Origin of the sequence: Kitasatospora sp. NPDC093806 (assembly GCF_040683335.1) — a bacterium.
Taxonomy (GTDB): domain Bacteria; phylum Actinomycetota; class Actinomycetes; order Streptomycetales; family Streptomycetaceae; genus Kitasatospora.
This window is the reverse complement of record NZ_JBFBDO010000133.1, coordinates 1-19633: the sequence shown is the minus strand read 5'-3', so window position 1 is coordinate 19633 and position 19633 is coordinate 1. Positions and strand designations below refer to the sequence as shown.

General features: G+C 74.4%; 16 protein-coding genes. 8 read left to right on the top strand and 8 right to left on the bottom strand.

Annotated elements, in window-relative coordinates; all coding sequences use genetic code 11:
• Positions 1 to 118: 118 nt before the first annotated feature.
• From AB0N76_RS35530 to AB0N76_RS35505, 6 genes are all read left to right on the top strand, one after another.
• On the top strand, positions 119 to 445 hold the full coding sequence (locus tag AB0N76_RS35530; RefSeq protein ID WP_363564479.1) for an antibiotic biosynthesis monooxygenase: 327 nt from the start codon (positions 119 to 121) through the stop codon (positions 443 to 445).
• Positions 442 to 1677 carry a helix-turn-helix transcriptional regulator gene (locus AB0N76_RS35525; RefSeq protein WP_363564477.1) on the top strand — a complete coding sequence of 412 codons (1236 nt, stop codon included), beginning with the start codon at positions 442 to 444 and terminating at the stop codon, positions 1675 to 1677. Before AB0N76_RS35530 ends, AB0N76_RS35525 begins: the two co-directional genes overlap by 4 nt.
• A gap of 575 nt (positions 1678 to 2252) precedes the next feature.
• The gene (locus tag AB0N76_RS35520) at positions 2253 to 2627 is read left to right on the top strand and encodes a transglycosylase SLT domain-containing protein (protein WP_363564475.1); all 375 of its coding nucleotides are present in this window, start codon (positions 2253 to 2255) and stop codon (positions 2625 to 2627) included.
• A gap of 228 nt (positions 2628 to 2855) precedes the next feature.
• Entirely contained in the window at positions 2856 to 4118 is a 1263-nt protein-coding gene (locus AB0N76_RS35515; RefSeq protein WP_363564473.1) for an ROK family protein, read from the top strand.
• 144 nt (positions 4119 to 4262) lie between these two features.
• Positions 4263 to 5261: a hydroxyacid dehydrogenase gene (locus AB0N76_RS35510; protein WP_363564471.1), complete on the top strand. Its 999-nt coding sequence runs from the start codon at positions 4263 to 4265 to the stop codon at positions 5259 to 5261.
• A gap of 3 nt (positions 5262 to 5264) precedes the next feature.
• Positions 5265 to 6608 (top strand): sulfatase-like hydrolase/transferase, encoded by a 1344-nt coding sequence (locus AB0N76_RS35505; RefSeq protein ID WP_363564469.1) that lies wholly within the window; start codon positions 5265 to 5267, stop codon positions 6606 to 6608.
• Positions 6609 to 6615: 7 nt separating this feature from the next.
• On the opposite strand, the gene AB0N76_RS35500 is transcribed toward AB0N76_RS35505, so the two are convergent.
• The gene (locus AB0N76_RS35500) at positions 6616 to 7107 is read right to left on the bottom strand and encodes an HD domain-containing protein (RefSeq protein ID WP_363564467.1); all 492 of its coding nucleotides are present in this window, start codon (positions 7105 to 7107) and stop codon (positions 6616 to 6618) included.
• A gap of 107 nt (positions 7108 to 7214) precedes the next feature.
• Here AB0N76_RS35500 and AB0N76_RS35495 point away from each other — a divergent pair, with 107 nt between their 5' ends.
• Positions 7215 to 8150, top strand: a complete 936-nt coding sequence (locus tag AB0N76_RS35495) for an AEC family transporter (protein ID WP_363564465.1) — start codon at positions 7215 to 7217, stop codon at positions 8148 to 8150.
• 24 nt (positions 8151 to 8174) lie between these two features.
• Here the strand turns inward: AB0N76_RS35495 and AB0N76_RS35490 are convergent, their stop codons facing one another.
• The 7 genes from AB0N76_RS35490 to AB0N76_RS35460 form a co-directional block, all read right to left on the bottom strand.
• Positions 8175 to 10247, bottom strand: a complete 2073-nt coding sequence (locus AB0N76_RS35490) for a PQQ-binding-like beta-propeller repeat protein (protein WP_363564463.1) — start codon at positions 10245 to 10247, stop codon at positions 8175 to 8177.
• Between the two features lie 86 nt (positions 10248 to 10333).
• On the bottom strand, positions 10334 to 12172 hold the full coding sequence (locus AB0N76_RS35485; RefSeq protein ID WP_363564461.1) for an ABC transporter ATP-binding protein: 1839 nt from the start codon (positions 12170 to 12172) through the stop codon (positions 10334 to 10336).
• A complete protein-coding gene (locus AB0N76_RS35480) occupies positions 12169 to 13017 on the bottom strand; it encodes an ABC transporter permease subunit (protein WP_363564459.1) in 849 nt (282 codons plus the stop codon). The genes AB0N76_RS35485 and AB0N76_RS35480 overlap by 4 nt, the downstream gene beginning before the upstream one ends.
• Complete coding sequence (locus tag AB0N76_RS35475; protein ID WP_363564457.1) at positions 13014 to 13973, bottom strand: ABC transporter permease; 960 nt, start codon at positions 13971 to 13973, stop codon at positions 13014 to 13016. Before AB0N76_RS35475 ends, AB0N76_RS35480 begins: the two co-directional genes overlap by 4 nt.
• A 58-nt stretch (positions 13974 to 14031) precedes the next feature.
• Positions 14032 to 15600 carry an ABC transporter substrate-binding protein gene (locus AB0N76_RS35470; RefSeq protein ID WP_363564455.1) on the bottom strand — a complete coding sequence of 523 codons (1569 nt, stop codon included), beginning with the start codon at positions 15598 to 15600 and terminating at the stop codon, positions 14032 to 14034.
• A gap of 100 nt (positions 15601 to 15700) precedes the next feature.
• Complete coding sequence (locus AB0N76_RS35465; RefSeq protein WP_363564453.1) at positions 15701 to 16525, bottom strand: polysaccharide lyase; 825 nt, start codon at positions 16523 to 16525, stop codon at positions 15701 to 15703.
• 76 nt (positions 16526 to 16601) lie between these two features.
• A complete protein-coding gene (locus AB0N76_RS35460; protein ID WP_363564451.1) occupies positions 16602 to 18230 on the bottom strand; it encodes a DUF3604 domain-containing protein in 1629 nt (542 codons plus the stop codon).
• A 285-nt stretch (positions 18231 to 18515) separates the two neighbouring features.
• Between AB0N76_RS35460 and AB0N76_RS35455 the strand changes: the two genes are divergently transcribed.
• Positions 18516 to 19544: a hypothetical protein gene (locus tag AB0N76_RS35455; protein WP_363564449.1), complete on the top strand. Its 1029-nt coding sequence runs from the start codon at positions 18516 to 18518 to the stop codon at positions 19542 to 19544.
• Positions 19545 to 19633 lie beyond the last annotated feature (89 nt).

Here is a 19633-nt window from a genome sequence, read left to right as displayed (position 1 = left end):
GAGTGGGAAGTCGGTGGGGCCGACTTCCCACTCCGGGGCCGGCGGGTGGCGGCGGTACTGGTCAAACTCTCGGCGCGCCGTGCGACGCTAGGTCGAACCTGAGAGGGGAGTTGTGATCATGGGATTCGGTCTTGTGGTGCGCTTCGAGGCTCATGACGTGGCATCAGCTCGTGCTTTCGACGAGCTGGCGGAGGACGCTCTGGCAGGGATTCGAGCACTTGAGCCGGGCACTCTCGTCTATGTGAACCACGCCGTCCCGGATGAGCCGAACGTCCGTGTGTTCTACGAGCTGTATGCCGACCGCGCGGCGTTCGAGGAGCATGAACGGCAGCCGCACGTGCGCCGGTTCCTGGCCGAGCGGGAGCAGTACCTCGCCTCGTTCGAGGTCACGTTCCTTGATGAGGTCGCCGGAAAGGGCGTCCCCGACTCGGCGGTAGAGCAGTGACGGCGGACGACCGTCGAGCGTTCGGGGCGCGTGTCGCGCAGCTCCGAAAGCAGCGTGGAATGAATCAGGAGCAGTTGGCGGCTGCGATCAACCGAACGGCGAGCTGGGTCTCGCAGGTGGAACGCGGAGTCCAGCCTGTGGTGCGCCTCGATGTCCTCCAGCTCCTGGCCGATGGGCTCGGAGTCTCGGTCCAGACCCTGCGGCCGGACGCCCCGTCGGCGCCGGCCGCAACTCCGACGCCGGACAAGGAAGCACCCAACGATCTCGACCTGGCGCGGCTCCTGTTGTCGGGGCACCCCGCTCTGGACGTGTTGTTCGGCGGAGACCGGCCATCCGAGGTTCCGGATCTCATCGCGCTCGCCGCCACGGTCGACGAGATCTGGCACCTGACCCACGCCGCCCGCTTCGCGGAATTGAGCGCCCTCGTCGGTCGGGCGCTCCCGCCCCTCGAACGAGCGGTCAGGACGGCGCGGCCGGAGGACCGCCCCGAGATTCATCTTCTCCTCAGCAGCACCTATCAGGCTCTCGCTGCGGCGTTCGTCCGGCAGGATGAGGACGACGCGGCGTGGGTCGCTGCCGACCGGGCCATCCGAGCGGCCGAGCAGTCCGCTCAGCCGCTCCAGGTGTTCGCCGGTATCTACCGCCTGGCGCACGCGTTCATCAGGTTGCGGAGGCTGGACCAGGCCGAGCACGCGGCATCCGCCGCGCTGGGCGCCTTGCGAATGAGCAACGGGGCCGAAGATCCGGTGGCGCTCTCCATCCTCGGCTCACTGCACCTCGTTCTCGCACTCGCCGCCGCCCGGGCCGGTCGGCGCGAGCAGGCGCGGAATGAGGTGGCCGAGGCGCGAGCGGTCGCGGCGCGCCTCGGCGTGGACCGGAATGACTTCAACCTCGAATTCGGGCCCACCAATGTGGAGATCCAGGCCGTCTCCACGGCTGTCGAGCTTGGGGATGCCGGCGAGGCACTTGACCTCGGCCTGCGCATCGACGCGAGCAGGCTTTCACCGGAACGCAGAGCACGGCTGCTGATCGACCTTGGCAGAGCGCACGCGCAGCGACGGCAGCTCGGAGAGGCCGTGGACGCGCTCCTCAAGGCTGAAGAGCTGGCGCCTGAGACCGTGCGCACCCATGTCGCCGCCCGCGCGACGATTCGCGAACTCGTGCTCGTCGCCGGGAGGGGTGCACCGAGCGAGCTGCTCCAACTCGCCGAGCGCGCCAACGCCGCCGACTAGGAGGTGCCCAGGGGTGGGCACGTGCGGCGGCGTTGAAGACGACGGCAAGAGCGGCACCTGGATCGCCGGGGAGTGCATGGGGCTGGCGTTGCGCTTGCTGTGTGAGGCCGGGGTCGTCGTTCCGTTCTGAGGCGCCCGCGTTGTGACGGCCGTCTCCGAGAGGCGGCGACACGGTGTGGTGGGGCGGGTGGCGCCGGGTGAGGAAGAGACGGTTCAAACGGTGAGTGCCGTCACAGGGAAACCGCGGGCACGACGGGGGGTAGTGGTCGTGTCCGGGGATGTGGGAGGGCCGGGCGCGCGGGCGAGAGGGGGCCTTGGAATCGACGGCGCGCGGCGGTGCTACGACGGCGGGTCGTAGCAAGGGGGTCTTGGCGGGGGCCGATCCGGTCTGGCAACAATGGCTCAGTCGTCAGCCGCCACCGGTACCTGTCCCACCGGGAGGCGGCTGTTCGCGAACTGCCGCCGGTGCGCGCCCCGCGACCGTTTCGGCCCCTGTCCGGCCACGGTCCGGGCGGGGCGAGCACCGGCCCAACCTGATTGAGGTCTTGTTCTTCATGCCCGCTTTCAAGCTTCGTATGCGTACCTCGGCCGCGATTCTTGCCGGTGCCGCCGGTCTGACCGCCATCGGCGCCGGCCTGGTGCCCGCCACCGCCTCCGCCGCGACCGCGTCGCCGCAGGCCATCGCCGCGCAGATCGTGCCCGCCGGCCAGCTCGCCTCGTTCAGCCAGATCATCGCCCACGAGTCCAGCTGGAACGTGACCGCGACCAACCCGTCCTCGGGCGCGTACGGCCTGGCGCAGGCGCTGCCGGGTTCGAAGATGGCGACGCACGGCGCCGACTGGAAGACCAACCCCACCACCCAGATCAAGTGGGCGCTGGACTACATGAACGAGCGCTACGGCAGCCCGAACGCCGCCTGGACGTTCTGGCAGAACCACCACTGGTACTAAACCCGACCGGCGAAGTCCCGCGACTTCCGGACCGCCTGTCCCCCCTCACCCCGGGGTCGGACAGGGACCACCGGGGTGACCGACGAGCCCGGCCGCGCGTGATCCGCGCGGCCGGGCTCGTCGCGCGTTCCGGGGCGGGAGTGGGGATGGGCCCCGTCGGATATATTCGGGCCGAGACGAAGTCCCGCCCCGCTCGGGCCCCGCCCGGCCCCGCCCGAGGAGCATCCGGTGCCGCAGGCAAACCGCAGCCAGAGCAACCAGAGCAACCAGAGCGGCCAGCGCAGCCGCACCCCCGCGACCGCCACCACGCAGACCGTGGCGCAGGTCAACCAGACGGTGCTGCTGGAGGTGCTGCGCCGGCACGGGTCGCTGTCCCGGCAGCGACTGGCGGCCGAGAGCGGGCTGTCCACCGCGACCGTGCACCGGCTGGTCGAGGTGCTGCGGGAGGCCGGGCTGGTGGTCGTGGAGGCCGAGCGGGCGCCGTCGAGCGGCGGCCGGCCGCCGCAGCTGATCCGCTACAACGCCGGGGCGCAGACCGTCCTCGCGGTGGCGATGCGCCCGCGCCGGATCGTCGGCGTGGTCGCCGACCTGCACGGGACGGTGCTGCACGAGGCAGAGCACCACTGGGCGGCGGGGCTCGGGCCGGAGCGGGACCGCGAGCCGACCGCCGAGGACCTCGGCGGGCCGCTGCTGGCGCTGGTCGACGGCCTGCGCGGATGGGCGGGCCGGCACGCCGGGGCGCCGCGCGCGCTGGTGGTCGGGGTGCCCGGGGTGGTGCGGGACCGGACCGGGCTGGTGGAGTTCGCCCCCGCGCTGGACTGGCCCGGCATGCGGCTGCGGGCGCTGCTCCAGGAGCGGCTGGGCATCCCGGTGGCCGTCGAGAGCAATGTCGACCTGGTCGCGCTGGCCGTGCAGCACGGCGAGGCGGGTGCCGGGGTGAGCGATCTGGCCGCGGTGGTGGTCGGGATCGAGGTCGGCGCGGGGATCGTGCTCGGCGGCCGGCTGCACCGGGGGCGGCTGGGCTCGGCGGGGGCGCTCGGGCACCTGATGGCCGACCGGCGGGCGCTGGACCGGCCGTTGGGGCGGACCGGGGACACCCAGTCGCGGATCGGCGACCACGCCGTGGACCGGCGGATCGCCGAGGCCGGGCTGACCGTCTCGGGCGGCTCGGCCGAGCGGGTCGCCGATCTGTTCCGGCTGGCCCGGGAGGGCGAGCCGGCGGCGGTCCGGCTGGTGGACGAGTTCACCGACGACCTGGCCCTGCTGGTGGCCAATCTGACCAGTGTGCTCGGCCCCGAACTCATCGCGCTGGGCGGGCGGTTGCTCTGGGAGAGCGGTGGCGAGATGCTGCCCGCGATCGAGTCCCGGCTGCAGGGCCGGGTGCCGGTGCTGCCACGGCTGATGGTGGTGCACTCGACCACGACGGAGTTGGTGGGCGCGGCCGCTGCCGCCGTCCGGCTCGCCGACGGGGCCACGTTCATCACCCGCTGAGGGACGACGCCGAGGGGCGACACCGAGGGGCGACGCCGAGAGGCGGCAGGGAGCCGGACTCCCGGCCGAGCCTTCGTCCACTATTTCTCAGTGTGATAGAAACTCCTCGTGGGCACTGGAGGCACTCGACCAAAGGAGACCCGGATGTTCGCGGCCGCCTTCGCGATGGACCCGGTCCGTTTCCCCGACGTGTACGGGCCCGGGGCGCGCGCCCGGGTGGTCGCGCGGGCGGAACAGGTCGCGGACCCGGCCGCGCCCGGCGGGGTGTGGAGCGCCGAACGGCTCGCCGCCGCACCGGACGCGCTGCGCGACGTCGAGGTGCTGTGCACCGGCTGGGGCGGCCCCGTGCTGGACGCCGCGACGCTGGCCCGGATGCCCCGGCTCACCCTGGTGCTGTACGCCGCCGGGTCGGTGCGCCGGGTCGTCACCGAGGAGTTCTGGGCGGCGGGCATCCCGATCGTCACCGCCGCCCACGCCAACGCCCTGCCGGTCGCCGAGTTCACCGTCGCCCAGATCGTCTACGCGCTCAAGGACGGCTGGCGGCACGTGCTCGCCGCCCGCGCCGCCCGCGCGCCGGTCCGGGTCGGCCGCGCGCCCGGCGCGTACGGCGCGACCGTCGGCGTGCTGTCCCTCGGCGCGACCGGGCGGCTGGTCTGCGAACGGCTGCGCGGATACGACGTCAAGGTCATCGCCCACGACCCGTACGCCGCGCCGCCGCCCGGGGTGCGCGCGGTCGGCCCGGACGAACTCTTCGCCACCGCCGACGTGGTGACCGTCCACACCCCGCTCACCCCCGAGACCCGGGGACTGGTCGGCCGGCGCCTGCTCGCCTCGATGAAGCCCGGCGCCACCCTGCTCAACACCGCGCGCGGCGCCGTCCTCGACGAACCGGCCCTGATCGAGGTGCTGAGCGAACGGCCCGACCTGTTCGCCGTGCTGGACGTCACCGATCCCGAACCGCCGCTGCCCGGCTCGCCGTTGTTCACCCTGCCGAACGTGGTGGTCACCCCGCACCTGGCCGGCAGCCAGGCCCTCGAACGCCGCCGCCTCGGCGACCTGGTGGTGGACGAGTTCGAGCGGTGGACGCTCGGCGAGCCGCTCCGCTGGGCCCTCGACCGCCGCGCCTACGAACGGATGGCCTGACCGATGACCGAGCAGGACCGCACCCGCGAACGGCCGGACGTCCTGGTCGTCCTGACCGACCAGCAGACCGCCGACGCGATGAGCGCCGCCGGCAACCCGTACCTCGCCACGCCGCACATGGACGAGCTGGCCGCCGCCGGCACCCGCTACCGGCAGGCGTACTGCGCCCAGCCGCTCTGCGCGCCGTCCCGGGCCAGCCTGCTCACCGGCCAACTGCCCAGCGCCCTCGGCGTCACCGGCAACGAGGGCGCCCTCGGGGGCGACGGCGGGAACCACGGCGACAGCGACGGCGACAGCGCGGGCGGCCCGCAGCCGCTGCTCGGCCGGCTGTTCGCCGAGGCCGGCTACGACTGCGTCTACGGCGGCAAGTGGCACCTGCCCGAACTCGACCTGCCCGAGGGCCGCGGCTTCCGTCGGCTCCACCCGGCGGGCGACGACGAGGGCCTGGCCCGGGCCGCGGCCACCTTCCTCTCCCACCCCCGCCCCCGGCCGTTCCTGCTGGTGCTGTCGTTCCTGGAGCCGCACGGCATCTGCGAATGGGCCCGCGGCCAGGCCCCGAAGACCGGCCCGCTGCCCGCCCCGCCGCCGGTCGAGCACTGCCCGCCGCTGCCCGCCAACTTCCCGCCCGCGCCGTACGAGGCCAGGCTCCCCCGGCTCGCCCAGCGGGCCTGGGCGCACACCCACCCCACCGCCGAGTGGCGCGAGGACGACTGGCGGCGCTACCGGCAGGCGTACTACGCGCTGGTCGAGCGGGTGGACGCGAACCTCGGCACCGTGCTGGCCGGCCTGCGCGAGCACCGGCGGTGGAGCGGCCGGGAGACGGTCGTGGCGTTCACCTCCGACCACGGCGACGGCGCCGGCGCGCACGGCTGGAACCAGAAGTGGGCGCTGTTCGAGGAGTCGGTACGGGTGCCGTTGCTGGTCAGCGGGCCCGGCCTGGCGGCGGGCGCGGTCAGCGACCGGCTGGTCTCGACCGGCCCGGACCTCATCCCCACCCTCTGCGACCTGGCCGGCCTCGCCGCGCCGCCCGGTCTGCCCGGCCGCAGCGTGCGCGCGCCGGAACCGCGGGAGACGGTGGTCGCGGAGACCCGCTGGGAGCTGCCCGGCTTCAACAACGCCCTCGGCCGGATGATCCGCGACCAACGGCACAAGTACGTCTGCTACGCCTGGGGCGACCACCGCGAGCAGCTCTTCGACCTCGCCGCCGACCCGGGCGAGATGGTCAACCTAGCGGTGGACGCCAGGAATTCGGAGCTGCTCGACCGGTTCCGGGGACTGCTCGCCGAGCACTGCGCCCGCACCGGAGACCCGTTCGCCCGGTTCGTTCCCACCCCGACGGCGGGTTGAGCGACCGTCAGACCGATTCGGCGTCCAGGCCCAGCAGTTCGCGGGTGCGGCGGTACTTGGCGGCCAGCCGCTCGGCGGTCGCCGGGTCGAGGCTCGCCAGCCGGACCGGGTCGGAGTTGTGCGCGAGATCGGCCTGCTTGACGAGCAGGGCGCCGGGGGTGGCCAGGATGCGCGCGGTGTAGTCCTCCAGGGGCTCGCCGGGGCGCTTGCTGAGCGCGTCGACGATCGCCTTGGTGCGCGCGTCGAGGGCGGCGCCGGCCAGCCAGTCGCGGCTCAGCGCGTCGTCCTCGATCGCGTCGTGCAGCCAGCCGGCCGCGACCTGCTCGGGACTGCCGCCCCGGGCCGCCACACCGTGGGCGACCGCCGCGAGGTGCTCGGTGTACGGGTGGCCGTTCTTGTCGGTCTGCCCCGCGTGCGCGCGCCGGGCGATCCGTTCGACCTCGGCCAGGCTCAGGTACTCGTGCTCGTGATCGTTCTCGTGATCGTTCTCGTGCTCCACCGGCCCATCCTAGGACCTGCCCGCGAAGCCCGCGCGGCGGCCTGGTTGACTGCACGGCGGTCCGTCCCCGCACCACCGCCGTTGCCGCCGACCGCACCGAGGAAGCCATGCCGAGCCTGCTACCGCTGCTCTCCGGATTCGTCCCGATCTGGGCCCTGACCGGCGTCGGCTACCTGCTCGGCCGCACCGGTCTGCTCGGCGGGCGGGGCGCCGCGGCCGAGCAGGTGCTGAACCGGTTCGTCTTCCACGCGGCCATGCCCGCCGCGCTGTTCCTGATGATCGCCCGGACGCCGCTGGACCGGTTCGCCAACCCGTCGATGCTGGCGTTCACCGCGAGCACGGTGGTGGCGGGCGGTCTCGGGCTGTACGTCTCGCACCGGCTGTTCGGACGCGGCCTGCCCGAACGGACGCTGGGCGGGATGGCGGCCGGCTACGTCAACTCGGCCAACCTGGGCATCCCGGTGGCCGTGCAGGTGCTCGGCGACGCCTCGTTCGTCGGCCCGGTGGTGCTGTTCCAGATCCTGGTGGTCACCCCGGTCGTGCTGACCGTGCTGGACTCGGGGCGCGCGGGCCTGCGGGCGGCGCTCACCCTGCCGCTGCGCAACCCGATCCTGCTGGCGGTCGGGCTCGGCGCCGTGCTGTCGGCGACCGGATGGCGGCTGCCCGAGGTGCTGAATCGTTCCTGCGGCATGCTCGGCGGCGCCGCCGTGCCGACCGCCCTGGTCGCGCTCGGCCTCTCGCTCTGCCACCCGCCGGCCGTCACCGGCGTCTCCCGCTACCTGGAGGTCGGGGCGGCGGTCGCGGCCAAGACGCTGGTCCAGCCGCTGGCCGCCTGGGCGGTGGGCGCGTTCGTGCTCGACCTGCCGCCGCACCAACTGCTCACCGTGGTGCTGTTCTCCGCCCTGCCGACCGCGCAGAACGTCTTCACCTACGCGCGGGAGTACGGCCACGGCACCGCCTTCGCCCGGGACACCGTGCTCTGCTCCACCCTGGTCTCGATGGCGACGCTGTCACTGGTCGGGTGGGCGCTCGGCCCGGCCTGAGCGCCCACCACCCACCCGTCGTCCTCAGCGGTCCCGGACGGCGATCAGCTCGCGCCCGCGCAGCGTGTACAGCACGCCCTCCTCGTCGGCCGCCACCCGCGCGCCGCTGTACCACTCGGCGTCCACCCGGACCAGCACGGTGGCGGCCAGCGTCGCGGGGTCCAGCCGGAACAGCGTCCGCTCGCTGATCCCGTACAGCCGGCCGCGGGCCACCAGCAGGCGCGGATTGGCCGAGGTGATCGCCCGCAGGTCGGCCCGCGCCCCGATCACCGGCGCCGGCTCGCCGCCCGGACGACCCGGCCGGCCCGGCCGGGCGGTGCGCAGGTCGATCGCGAAGGCCTGTCCGTCCACCGTGATGCCGAACAGCCGGTGCCCGTGCACCACCAGGCTGCTGACGCCCGAACCGAAGTCCGTGCGGATCCGCCAGAGCTGGCGCCCGGCCGCCGGGTCCCAGGCGGCCAGGTCGCCGCGCGGGCCGGTGGTCTTGGCGTTGTCGCCGCCGAGGAAGGCCTGCCCGTGCCCGGCGGCCACCGCGCGGACCAGCTGCTCGGGGCCGAGCGGGTCGACGTGCACGGTGGGCCGCCCGCTGCCCGGCCGGTAGGTGACGAAGGAACCGCCGCCGGTGGTGTCGGCCTGCACGCCGAGCAGCAGCAGACCGTTCTCCTCGTCCCAGCGGATCGTCTGCGGCCGGTTCTGCTCCTGCGGCAGCGCCGCCTCCTGGACCGGCGCCGTGTCCTCGTCCGGGCGGTACCGCCAGATGCCCTGGGAGGAGTAGACGCCCAGGTAGAGCGTGCCGTCGTCGAGGACCACGGTGTCCTTGGCCTCGCCGGGCACCGGCAGCTTGCGCACCGTCCCGGCGTCGAGGTCGTGCAGCGCGACGGAGCCGTTGCCGCCGACGTACACCCGGCCGTACCGGGCGGCCACCGACATGCCGAGCTGCGCCTCGGCGGGCGCGCCGGCGGCGACCAGGTCGGTGGTGGTCACGGCGCCGGTGGCGGTGGCGAGGGTCCAGGCGGTGCCGCCCTCGGTGACGCCGGCCAGGGTGGCGGCGGCCGGGTCGCCACCGGACGCGGCGCCGCCGAGCAGGCCGAGGCCCCAGGAGTTGCCGTCCGGGACGGGCACGGCGAACGCTTCCAGGTCGCCGGTGCCGAGCCGGTGGCGCCAGACCGTGCCGTGCTCGGTGGAGGTGAACCAGACGGTGTCGCCCAGGCGTTGGAAGTTGGTGACGCTCTTGGTGCCGGGCACCGCGAAGGACCGCAGCACGGCGTGGGTGACCGGGTCGAGGAAGGCGACGTGGGCGGGCTTGCCCTCGGTCGAGACGGCGAGCAGGTCGGCTCCGAGGACGGTCACCTGGCGGATGATCGTGTCGGCGGCGAGCTCGGGCGGCGTGATGTCGGTGACCCGGCCGGTGGCCCGCTCGACCGCGAACAGCGAGGCCAGGGTGGCCCCGCCCCCGCCCGCGAGGTTGCTGCCGACGCCCAGGTAGGCGTGGGTGGCGGTGGCCTCGACCGCGCGGCCCTGGGTCGCGCCCGGGGCGGGCGAGGCCACCTCGGTGAGCACACCGCTCGCCGGGTCGTACGCGTACAGGCCGGGGCCGGCGGCCCGCCCCTTCTGCCGTCCGGTCGCGAACACCACGCCGTCGGGGGCGACCGCGACGTCCCGGACGTCGGCGCCGGGGACGTTCGCCAGACCGCGCACGCTGCCGTCGGCCGGGTCGAAGCGGTAGAGGTTGACGGCCTTGGGCGCGTCGGTCACGCCGAGGTAGAGCGCGCCGCCGTGGGCGGCCGAGCCCTGCACGAAGTTGCCGGTCGGCAGGACGGCGGTGCCGGTGACCCGGCCGGTCGGCACGTGGTAGCCGACCAGCCGGGCGGGGGCCAGGTTGCGCGAGCCGATCCACAGTGTCTCGCCGAGCAGGGTCGCGCTCATCAGCGGGAAGTCGGCGTTCCCGGGGCCGAGGCCGGTGACCTCCGGGGTGCCGGACGGGCGCGGGCCGGCCCACGCGGGCCCGGCTCCGACGGCGGCGAGGGCGGTCAGGGCGGTCGCCGTGCCCGCGCCGAGCAGGACTCGGCGGCGGGACGGCAGGGCGGGCGGCGTCATGGTGCTCCTGGGACGGTGTCGGTCGGTGAACGGGGCGGGGGCGGGTCAGTGCGCGGCGGCGGGTCAGTGCGCGCGGCGGGGGCGGGTCAGTGCGCGGCGGCGGCGATCAGCTGCCGGGTGTACGGGTGCTCGGGCGCGGTGAAAAGCCGCTCGGCGGGGGCCTGTTCGACCACCCGGCCGTGCCGCATCACCAGCACCTCGTCACACAGGTGCCGGACCAGCGCGAGGTCGTGCGAGATGAACACCAGGCCGACGCCGGTGCGGCGGCGCAGGTCGAGCAGCAGGTTGAGGATCTGCGCCTGCACGGAGACGTCCAGCGCCGAGGTGGGCTCGTCGGCCACCAGGACCTCCGGGCCGACCGCGAGCGCCCGGGCGATCGCCACCCGCTGGCGCTGGCCCCCGGACAGCTGGTGCGGCCGGGCGTCGAGCGCGGCCGCCGGGAGGCCGACCAGCTCGACCAGTTCGTCCGTCCGCCCGAGCGGCAGCCCGTGGGCGAGCAGCGGCTCGGTGAGCGCCTGCCGGACGGTCATCCGGGGGCTGAGCGAGGCGTACGGGTCCTGGAAGACGAACTGCACCCGGCGGCGCAGGGCCCGTTCCTCCGCCCCGGTGACCTCGGACCAGGCGCGGCCGCCGACCCGGACGGTGCCGGACCGCGGGTGGAGCAGGCCGAGCAGCGCCCGGGCGAGCGTCGACTTCCCGGAACCGGACTCGCCGATCACGCCGACCGCGCGGCCGGGGGCGGCGGCGAGGCTGACGCCGTCGAGCGCGGGCGCCCCGCCGCGACGGCCGCGACCGTAGCGGACGGTGAGCTTCTCGGCGACCAGCACCGGCTCGGCGGCGGTGGCTGGGGCGGCGGCGGTGGCTACGGCGGCGGGCTCAGCGGCGGCGGGCTCAACGGCCGCCGCGGTGGCGCCCGTCACCGGAACGTGGCAGGCGTACCCCCGCTCCCCCGCCCCGTCCGCCTCCGTCACCCACCCGGGCGCCGTCACCCCGCAGTCCGCCGCAGCCGCGGCGCAGCGCGGCGCGAAGGCGCACCCGGGCGGCACCTCCCCAGCGGCCGGCGGGAGGCCGCCGATGACGGTGAGCGGCAGCCCGGGCGGGCCGTCCAGCCGGGGGACGGCGGCCAGCAGTCCGGCCGTGTACCGGTGCCGGGGCGCCGCCAGCAGCCGCTTCGCCGGGGCGCGTTCGGCGATCCGCCCGGCGTACATGACCTGAACGGTGTCGCAGGTGCGGGTGACCACGCCGAGGTCGTGGGTGATCAGCAGGACGGCGGTGCCGGTCTCGTCGCGGAGCCGGACCAGCAGGTCGAGGATGTCGGCCTGGGTGGTCGGGTCCAGCGCGGTGGTGGGCTCGTCGGCGATCAGCAGCTCGGGCCGGTTGGTCATCGCCATGGCGATCAGGACGCGCTGGCGCATCCCGCCGGAGAACTCGTGCGGGCGGTCGCGGTAGCGGCGGGCCGGCTCGGGGATGCCGACCTGGTCGAGGAGTTCGAGGGCGCGGGCGCGGGCCTCGGTCCGGCTCGCGCCGTGCACCCGGGCGGCCTCGGCGAGTTGGCGGCCGATCGGCATCCGGGGGTTGAGGTAGGCCAGCGGGTCCTGGAAGACCATGCCGATCCGGCGGCCGCGGACGGCCCGCATCGCCGGTTCGGGGAGGGTGAGCAGGTCGGCGCCGTCGAGCCGGACGGTGCCGGCGGTGGTCCGGCAGCCGGGCGGGAGCATCCGGTTGGCGGCGAGCGCGGTGAGCGTCTTGCCGGAGCCGGACTCACCGACCAGGCCGAGGATCTCGCCGGGGCGGACGGTGAAGTCGACGCCGTGGACCACCTGGTGGGGTCCGGCGGTGACCCGCAGTCCGGCGACCTCCAGCAACGGCGGCCCGGGGCGGGGGCGTTCGACGGTGGCGGCTGGTGTGGGCGTCGGCGCGGTCACCGCAGTCTCTCCCGGTTGAACGAGTCGGCGAGCAGGGTCAGTCCGAACACCAGCAGGCCCAGCAGCAGCACCGGCGCGAGCGCGTAACCGGGGTGCAGGAAGAGGTACTTGGAGCCGGTGTTGATCATCGTGCCGAGCGAGGGGGTGGGCGGCTGGATGCCGAAGCCGAGCACGCTCAGTCCGCCCTCGATCTTGGCGGCGTGCGCCATCGCGACGGCCAGCAGGGCGGTCGCGGCGTCGGTGACGTTGGGCAGCACGTACCGGCGCAGGGTCCGCCCGCGCGGGACGCCGAGCACCCGGGCGGCCACCACGTGGTCGCGGGCGAGCTGGGCGAGCAGGGCGGCCCGGGCCTGCCGGCCGAAGGCGGGCAGCGCGCTGAGCACGATGGTGACGACGACGCTGCCCAGGCCGGGCTTGACGATCAGCGCGATGGCCAGGCCGAGCAGCAGCCCGTGGAAGCCGAGCAGCAGGTCGACGAGGCGCTGGACGGCCTCGCCGAGCAGCCGGTTCAGCCCGCCGAGCAGGCCGAGCAGGGTGCCGAGGACGGCGGCGGCGGGGACGGCCAGCAGGCAGACCAGCAGTTCGATCCGCACCCCGTACAGGGCGCGGGCGAGCAGGTCGCGGCCGACCTCGTCGGTGCCGAGCGGGTGCTCCCAGGACGGGCCGGCCAGCGCCTCGCGGCCCTGCTGGTAGGGGTCGGCGGCCAGCAGCAGCGGGCCGAGCAGGCCGAGCAGCACGACCAGGGCGACCAGCGCCGCCCCGGTGCGGCCGCGCCGGCCGCGCAGCGCGGCGGGCAGGGCGGGCAGGCGTCGTCCCGCGGAACCGGACGTGACGGTGGTGCTCATCGGGCCTCCCCGGTGCCGGCGCGGGCGATCCGCGGGTCCAGCCGGCCGACCAGCAGCTCGGAGCCGAGCTGGACGGTGACGGCCACCGCGACCGCGAGCATGATCAGGGTCTGGGCGACGGGGTAGTCCCGCTGGTTGATCGCGTCGAGCAGCAGTTGGCCGAGGCCGTGCCGGGCGAACAGCTGCTCGGCGACGACGGCGCCGCCGAGCAGCTCGCCCAGGTTGAGCCCGAACTCGACGCAGAACGGCGCCAGGCTGTTGGGCACCACGTGCCACAGCAGGATCCGCCGGGGCGGCGCGCCCTTGGCGATCGCGGTGAGCACGAACTCCTCCTGCCGGGTGCGCCGGATCTCGGTGGCGAGCAGCCGGGCGAGCACCACCGAGCCGGGCAGGGCGAGCGCGACGGCGGGCAGGGCCAGGAACTGCACGGCGAGGTCGGGCGCGGTGAACAGGTCCTGCTCCCCGCCGGCCGGCAGCACGCGCAGCAGGACGGCGAAGACGAAGACGAAGAGCACGGCGGTGACGTACACCGGCAGGGCCAGCACGGCGGTGGTGACCGGGTCGAGCGCGCGGGCCAGCCGGCCGCGCCGCTCGGCGGCCAGCGCGGCGCCCAGCAGCAGGCCGAGCACGAGCATCAGCAGGCCCGCCGCCAGGGCGAGTTGGACGGTGGAGCCGATGCTCTGGCCGATCATCCGGGTGACCGGTTCGCGGTAGTGGAAGGAGAGCCCGGGGTCGCCGCCGAGCAGGCCGCCCAGCCAGCCGAGGTACTGGACGGGGAGCGGCCGGTCCACCCCGAGCTGCCGGCTGAGGTGGTCGCGCTGCTCCTGGTCGGCCTCGGCGCCGAGGGCGGCGGAGACCGGGTCGCCGGGGGCCAGGTGGAGCAGCAGGAAGACGGCCACCGAGGCGAGCCAGAGGGTGGCCAGCGCTCCGGCGGCCTTTCTGGTCCAGTACGGCACGGGGGTTCTCCGGGGGTCGGTGCCAGGGGTGCGGGGAAGGGTGGGCCGTTGCGGCCGCTCAGCCGTCCCGGCGGGTGTCGGTCAGCCTCAGGTAGCCGAGCGCGCTGGTGGACACGTCCCGCACCGAGGAGGCGAAGGCGTAGGTCTCCCAGGCGTGCGCGAGCGTGATGTGGAAGGACTGCGCGAGCAGGTACTCGGAGAGCTCGTGGTTGACGTCCGCCCGGGCCTGCTCGTCGGCGGCCGCGAAGCCGCGCGCCTGGAGGTCGGCGTAGGCGGGGTCGGTGACGTGCGAGGTGTTCCGGCCGACCTGGAGCGGCCCCGAGACGGTGATCCCGCTCAGCGGCGAGACGCTGACCATGCCGTGGTTGGCCACGAACAGGCCCTCCAGGGTGCCCTGCTGGATCTTGGGCTGGATGGCCGCGTTGTCCAGCAGCTGGACGTCGACGGCGAACCCGGCCTGTTCCAGGTCGTACTTCACCAGCTCGACGAGCGAGCTGAAGATCGGCGAGTTGGCGGCGGTCAGCGGCACCCGGGCACCCTCCGCGCCCGCCTCGCGGAGCAGTCCGCGCGCCTTCTCCGGGTCGTGCCGGTAGCGGGTGACCTGGTCCGGGGTGACCCCCGGGGTGTTGGCCGGCCAGGGCAGGCTGCTCGCCTCGGCGTGTCCGCCGTAGACCTGGGCGACGATCCGCTCGCGGTCCACCGCGTACTGCAGCGCCTGGCGGACCCGGACGTCGTCGAAGGGCTTGGACGCGACGTTCACGCCGAGGAAGGCCTGCTGGTAGGAGGCCTTGGCGGACTGCACGGTGAAGCCGGCGTTGCCCGCCAGCACCTTGAGGTCGCGGCCGGGGACGGCGCCGATCAGGTGCGCCTGCCCGGACTGGAGCGCGGACAGCGCCGCCTGACTGCCCGTCACCGAGCGGACGGTGATCCGCTCGAACCGGGGGCGGCCGCTCTGCCAGTACCGGTCGTGGCGGGCCAGGTCGAGCTGGTTGCCGCCCTTGAAGGCCTGCCAGGTGAACGGGCCGGTGCCGTTGACCGTGTCGCTCGCCCGGCCCTCGACGTAACTCCGGGCGTCCACCACCGGGTTGAAGGCGAGCGCGTCGAAGAGGTTGCTGGTGGGCTTGGCGAGGGTGAGGGTGACCTCGTTTCGGGCGCTGGCCTTGACGTCGGCCAGGCGCTCCAGCAGCGGCTTGACCTGGGACGACTTGGTGGCGCCGACCAGCGAGTAGACGACGTCGTCGGCGTCGAGCGGGCGCCCGTCGTGGAAGGTGACGTCCTCGCGCAGCTTCAGCACCAGCTTCAGCCGGTCGGCGCTCCACTCCCAGGAGGTGGCCAGCCAGGGCACCGGCTGGAGCGTCTTCGGGTCGAGGTCGACCAGGCGGTCCAGGACGAGGTTGACGAACGCCGGGGTGTCCGGGCCGCGGTGGAGCAGCTGGGTCGGGTCGGGCGCGCTGCCGTACACGATCTGCAGGTCGGGCGCGGATGCGGTGGCGGCCGAACCGCCGGGCGCGGTGGCCGCGTTCGGGTCGGTGGCCGAGCGGCAGCCCGCCGCCAGCAGGGCCGCTCCGGCGCTCAGGCCGAGGAAGCCTCTTCGGGGCAGGCTCGGGTGACGGGCCGCTTCGCTCATGGTGCTGCTACCTCTTGGTGGTGGGGTTCGATGGGGCCGGCGCCGGTGGGGCGGCGCCGGCGTCCGGGGGGCGGGCCTCGGGTTCCGGTGCTCTCCGGGCTCAGTACTTGGTGACGACCACGCTGTCGCTGTAGAGCACCACGTCGGGCCCGCCGGTCGGGTAGGGGAGGCCCTTGGCCGGGTTCCAATTGGCCCGGTAGATGCCGGTCTTGAAGTACGGCGCCTGGTTCTGGTGGTAGTTGTTGAGCCCGCTGTGCGCGCCGACCGGGACGCCGTCGCGGTAGACGGTCACCGAGCCCGGCGTGGCGTCGGTGGACCAGGTGATGTCGAAGGCCCACTGGTTCCAGTGCCCGAACTGCACGCTGCCGAGCGGGATCACCGCCTCCTGGACGGTGGACGGGTCGGTCAGCCAGTGCACCTTGAGCCGCCAGTTGCCGTCCTTGACGGTGAGCGCGATCGGCGGCTTGGTGTCGCTGCCGTCGGCGAGCGGGTAGCCGTGCCACTGGGCGACGATGGTCTCGGTGGAGGTCTGCACCCAGTCGGCGGGCAGGTAGTCGGCGAGGGCGAAGCGGTAGCTGCCCCAGCCGAGGGCGTTGACGGCCACCTCGGAGCGGTAGGACTGGCCGTCGTTCGGGACGCTGAACCGGGCGGCCAGACCCGAGCCGCCGGTGGGCGCGCCGGGGACGGTGATGCTGCCGTTGCCGTCGATCCGCTGCCGGGTCCAGTTGGCGACGGTGCCGGACTCGAAGTCGTCGGCGAACACGGTGGTGGCGGCGGCGGTCGTGGTGCTCGCGGCCGAGGCCGCCGGGGTGCTCGCGAGGGCCGCCGGGGCGGCGAGGGTGCCGGTCAGCAGCGCGGCGGCCAGCGCGGTGCCGGCGGCCCGCCGGACGGCGCGGGAACGGGACGGGGAGAGGACTCGGGACATGGGCACGGTACTCCTCGGTACGGGCGGGTTCGGGTGACGGTGACCGGGGCGGCCGGCCGACGACGGTTGCCAGGCGTCAGCCGGCCCGTCGACAGGAGGCCGCCACGGCGCCGGCGCCCGCGGTCCGCCCTGCGGTGCCGTGGACCCGTCCCGCACCGTCCGCCCGGCCGACCCAGGTGGGGCTGGACCACGCCCACTGGTCGTTCAGCTGCCGGACCCGGACGTGGTAGAAGTCGCCGTCGCCGCCCGGCCGTTCGTCGACCAGGTCGAGCTCGGCGGTGAGCTCCCGGGCGGGCACCGCCCGGTCGAAGCGGTAGGCGCCGGAGACGAAGCCTCCGGTGAAGCCGCTGCGCGGACCCTCCCGCAGCTCGCCGATCGCGTAGGAGGTCTCGACGCCGTTGACCACGGCCGTCAGCCGGGTCCGGTCGTCGCCGACGACGGCCAGCGAGAAGCCCTGGGTGGCATCGGTCGCGGTGTTCGGGTTGCCCTCGGTGACGGTGCGCAGCCGCAGTTCGCCCGGCCCGGTCCGCGACCAGTCCGACGGCCGGTACGAGGCGGGTTCGGCGGCGGCCGGCGCCACCGTCTCCGAACCGCGCAACCGGGGCTGGACGTCGCGCAGTTCGCCGCCCTCGACCCGCAGGGTGACGTCCCACTGGACGGGTTCCTCCCGCCGGCCCCAGCCGACGGCGAAGCCGAGGGTGCCGTCGAAGCCGGGCTCCGCCGCGCCGTCGCCCAGGAGTTCGGGCCGGGAGACCCGGTGGATCGGCACGCCGTTGCGGACCACCTCGACGTGGTCGAGGGCGTCCCGGCCGTGCACGGTGACCCGGATCCGGCGGCGGTCGGCGGACTCGGCCTCGGCCCCCATCGGGGCGCCGTTGACGGAGGCGGCGAGCAGGATGCGGTCACCGGTGATGGCGTAGGTGCGGCGCCGCTCGATCGCGTCCCAGATCGCCGGCCGGGTCAACTCGGGTGCCCAGACGGCGAGTCGGCCGTGTCCGTGGCTGCCGGGGAAGGCGCTGTGGTGGTCGGTGGAGCCGATCAGCCCGAACCGGTGGCCGAGCCGGAGCCCGTGCACGGCGGTACCGGCGGTGTCGCGCGGGCCCATGGTGTGCAGATAGGTGCGCGGCGCCTCGTCGGACTCGGCGCAGCCGTGCATCGACATCATCTCCACCACCGGGGCGAACTCCTCGGTATAGCTGGACCAGTCGATGCCGCGCCGCCCGGTTCCGTAGCCGATGTGGTGCGGGATCGCCCAGGTGCGGACGCCTGCGGCGGCGAGCGCCCGCAGCCGGGCGCGCAGCTCGTCCAGCCCGGCGGCCCGGATGATCTCGCCGCGCGGACCGTCGAAGTACACGCAGTGGTCGCCGTACGCGAGGCTGTGCCACTCGAAGGACTGGAAGGTGACGAACCGGCCGTCCTGGTGGGCGGCGGCGGTCACCTCCTGGACGTGTTCCCAGCGGTCGGCGAGCCGGGCGAAGCCCTCGGTGTGGTAGTCGACCAGGGCGGCCAGCTCCGGGGTGCGCTCGGGCAGGTCGTGCCACCAGCCGTGGCCGGTGACGCTGGCGAAGTCGAGCTGGAGGCGGGCGTTGGCGTAGGCGTCCTCGATCGGGCCGTGGCCGTAGCTGATCCCGCAGTGGTTGTGGATGTCGCCGACGTAGAGACCGAGACCGCCGTAGCCGGGTGCGTCGGTGGTGGGGGCTGTCATCAGGTCGGGGCTTCCTCGGGTGCGCTTTTTTGATCGACTCTGAGAAGAAGTTTTCCCCGGTCCTTCGATGAGGGTCAAGGCCGGGCCGGGTCGCGTATCCCGATCGCCACATGGAGAAACACGGGCTTCACAGAATCACCCGACGTAACGGGAGGCTTGCGCTGACCAGCGGCCCGGGCACGGGGCTCCCCACTCCTCTCCGCCACTTTCTTTCGATCTGATAGAAAGTGGCGGAGGACCTGTCCGAGAACCCGCCCCTTCCCCCGTGAGGACGACCAGCCAGCGATGCCGATCTCCGCCCTCCCCACCCCGCCCGACCTCTCCGGATCCGCCCTGGTCCGCGCCCCCGAACGCCCCGAGCCCGGCTACTGGGCCGGCTGCCCGAGCGTGCGCTACGAGGCCGACCGGGACCGCTTCCTGCTCACCTACCGGGAACGCCGCCCGCGCGGAGCCGCTGGAGCCGACGGAGCCGACGGAGCCGACGGAGCCGACGGGACCACCGGAGCCGACCGCGGCTGGCGCTGCGCGGTGGCCGAGAGCCGGGACGGCGTCGAGTTCCACGACCTCTGGTCGGTGGAGAGCGCCGAACTCGGCTCGCCGTCCATGGAGCGGTTCGCCCTGCTCCGCCGCGACGGCGGCTACCTGCTCCACCTCAGCTACGTCGACCCGGCCGACAACCGCTGGCGGATCGACGCCGTCCGCGCCGACACCCCCGAAGCCTTCGACCTCGCCACCCGCACCCCCGTGCTCACCGCCGCCGGCACCGGCACCGAGGGCGTCAAGGATCCGTACCTGCTCGAACACGACGGCGGTGTCCGGCTGTTCGCGACCGTCTCGCGGTCCCGCGCCTTCACCGCCGGGGAACGGGCGCGTGCCCACGCCACGGCCGACATCCACACCACCGGCCTGACCGTCCAGCCGACCGCGCTCGCCGACTCCCCCGACGGCCTGCGCTTCACCGCCCCGCCCGGCCGGGCCGCCGAGGTCCTGGATGTCGGCCCGGACACCGCCTGGGACGCGTACGAGTCCCGGATCACCGCCGTCCTGCCCGACGGCTCGGGCGGCTGGCTCGCCCTCTACGACGGCTCGGCCTCCGCCGCCGGGAACTACGAGGAGCGCTGCGGCCTGGCCGTCTCCGCCGACCTGCGCGGCTGGGAGCGTCTGACGCCCGACGGCCCGTGGCTGGACGTCCGCTACGCCGACCTGGTCGCCGCCCGGGGCCGCTGGTACCTGTACTACGAGCAGACCCGGCCGGACGGCGCGCACGAACTGCGGGTCGCGATACTCGACGAGTTCGCCGGACTTCGTCCGTAGCGCCCCTCGCCGTACGGTCGTCGCGGCCCGGCCCCCCCCCCCCCCCGGCCCCGGCGCCCCCCCCAGCTCGGTAGATGCAACCTCAGAAC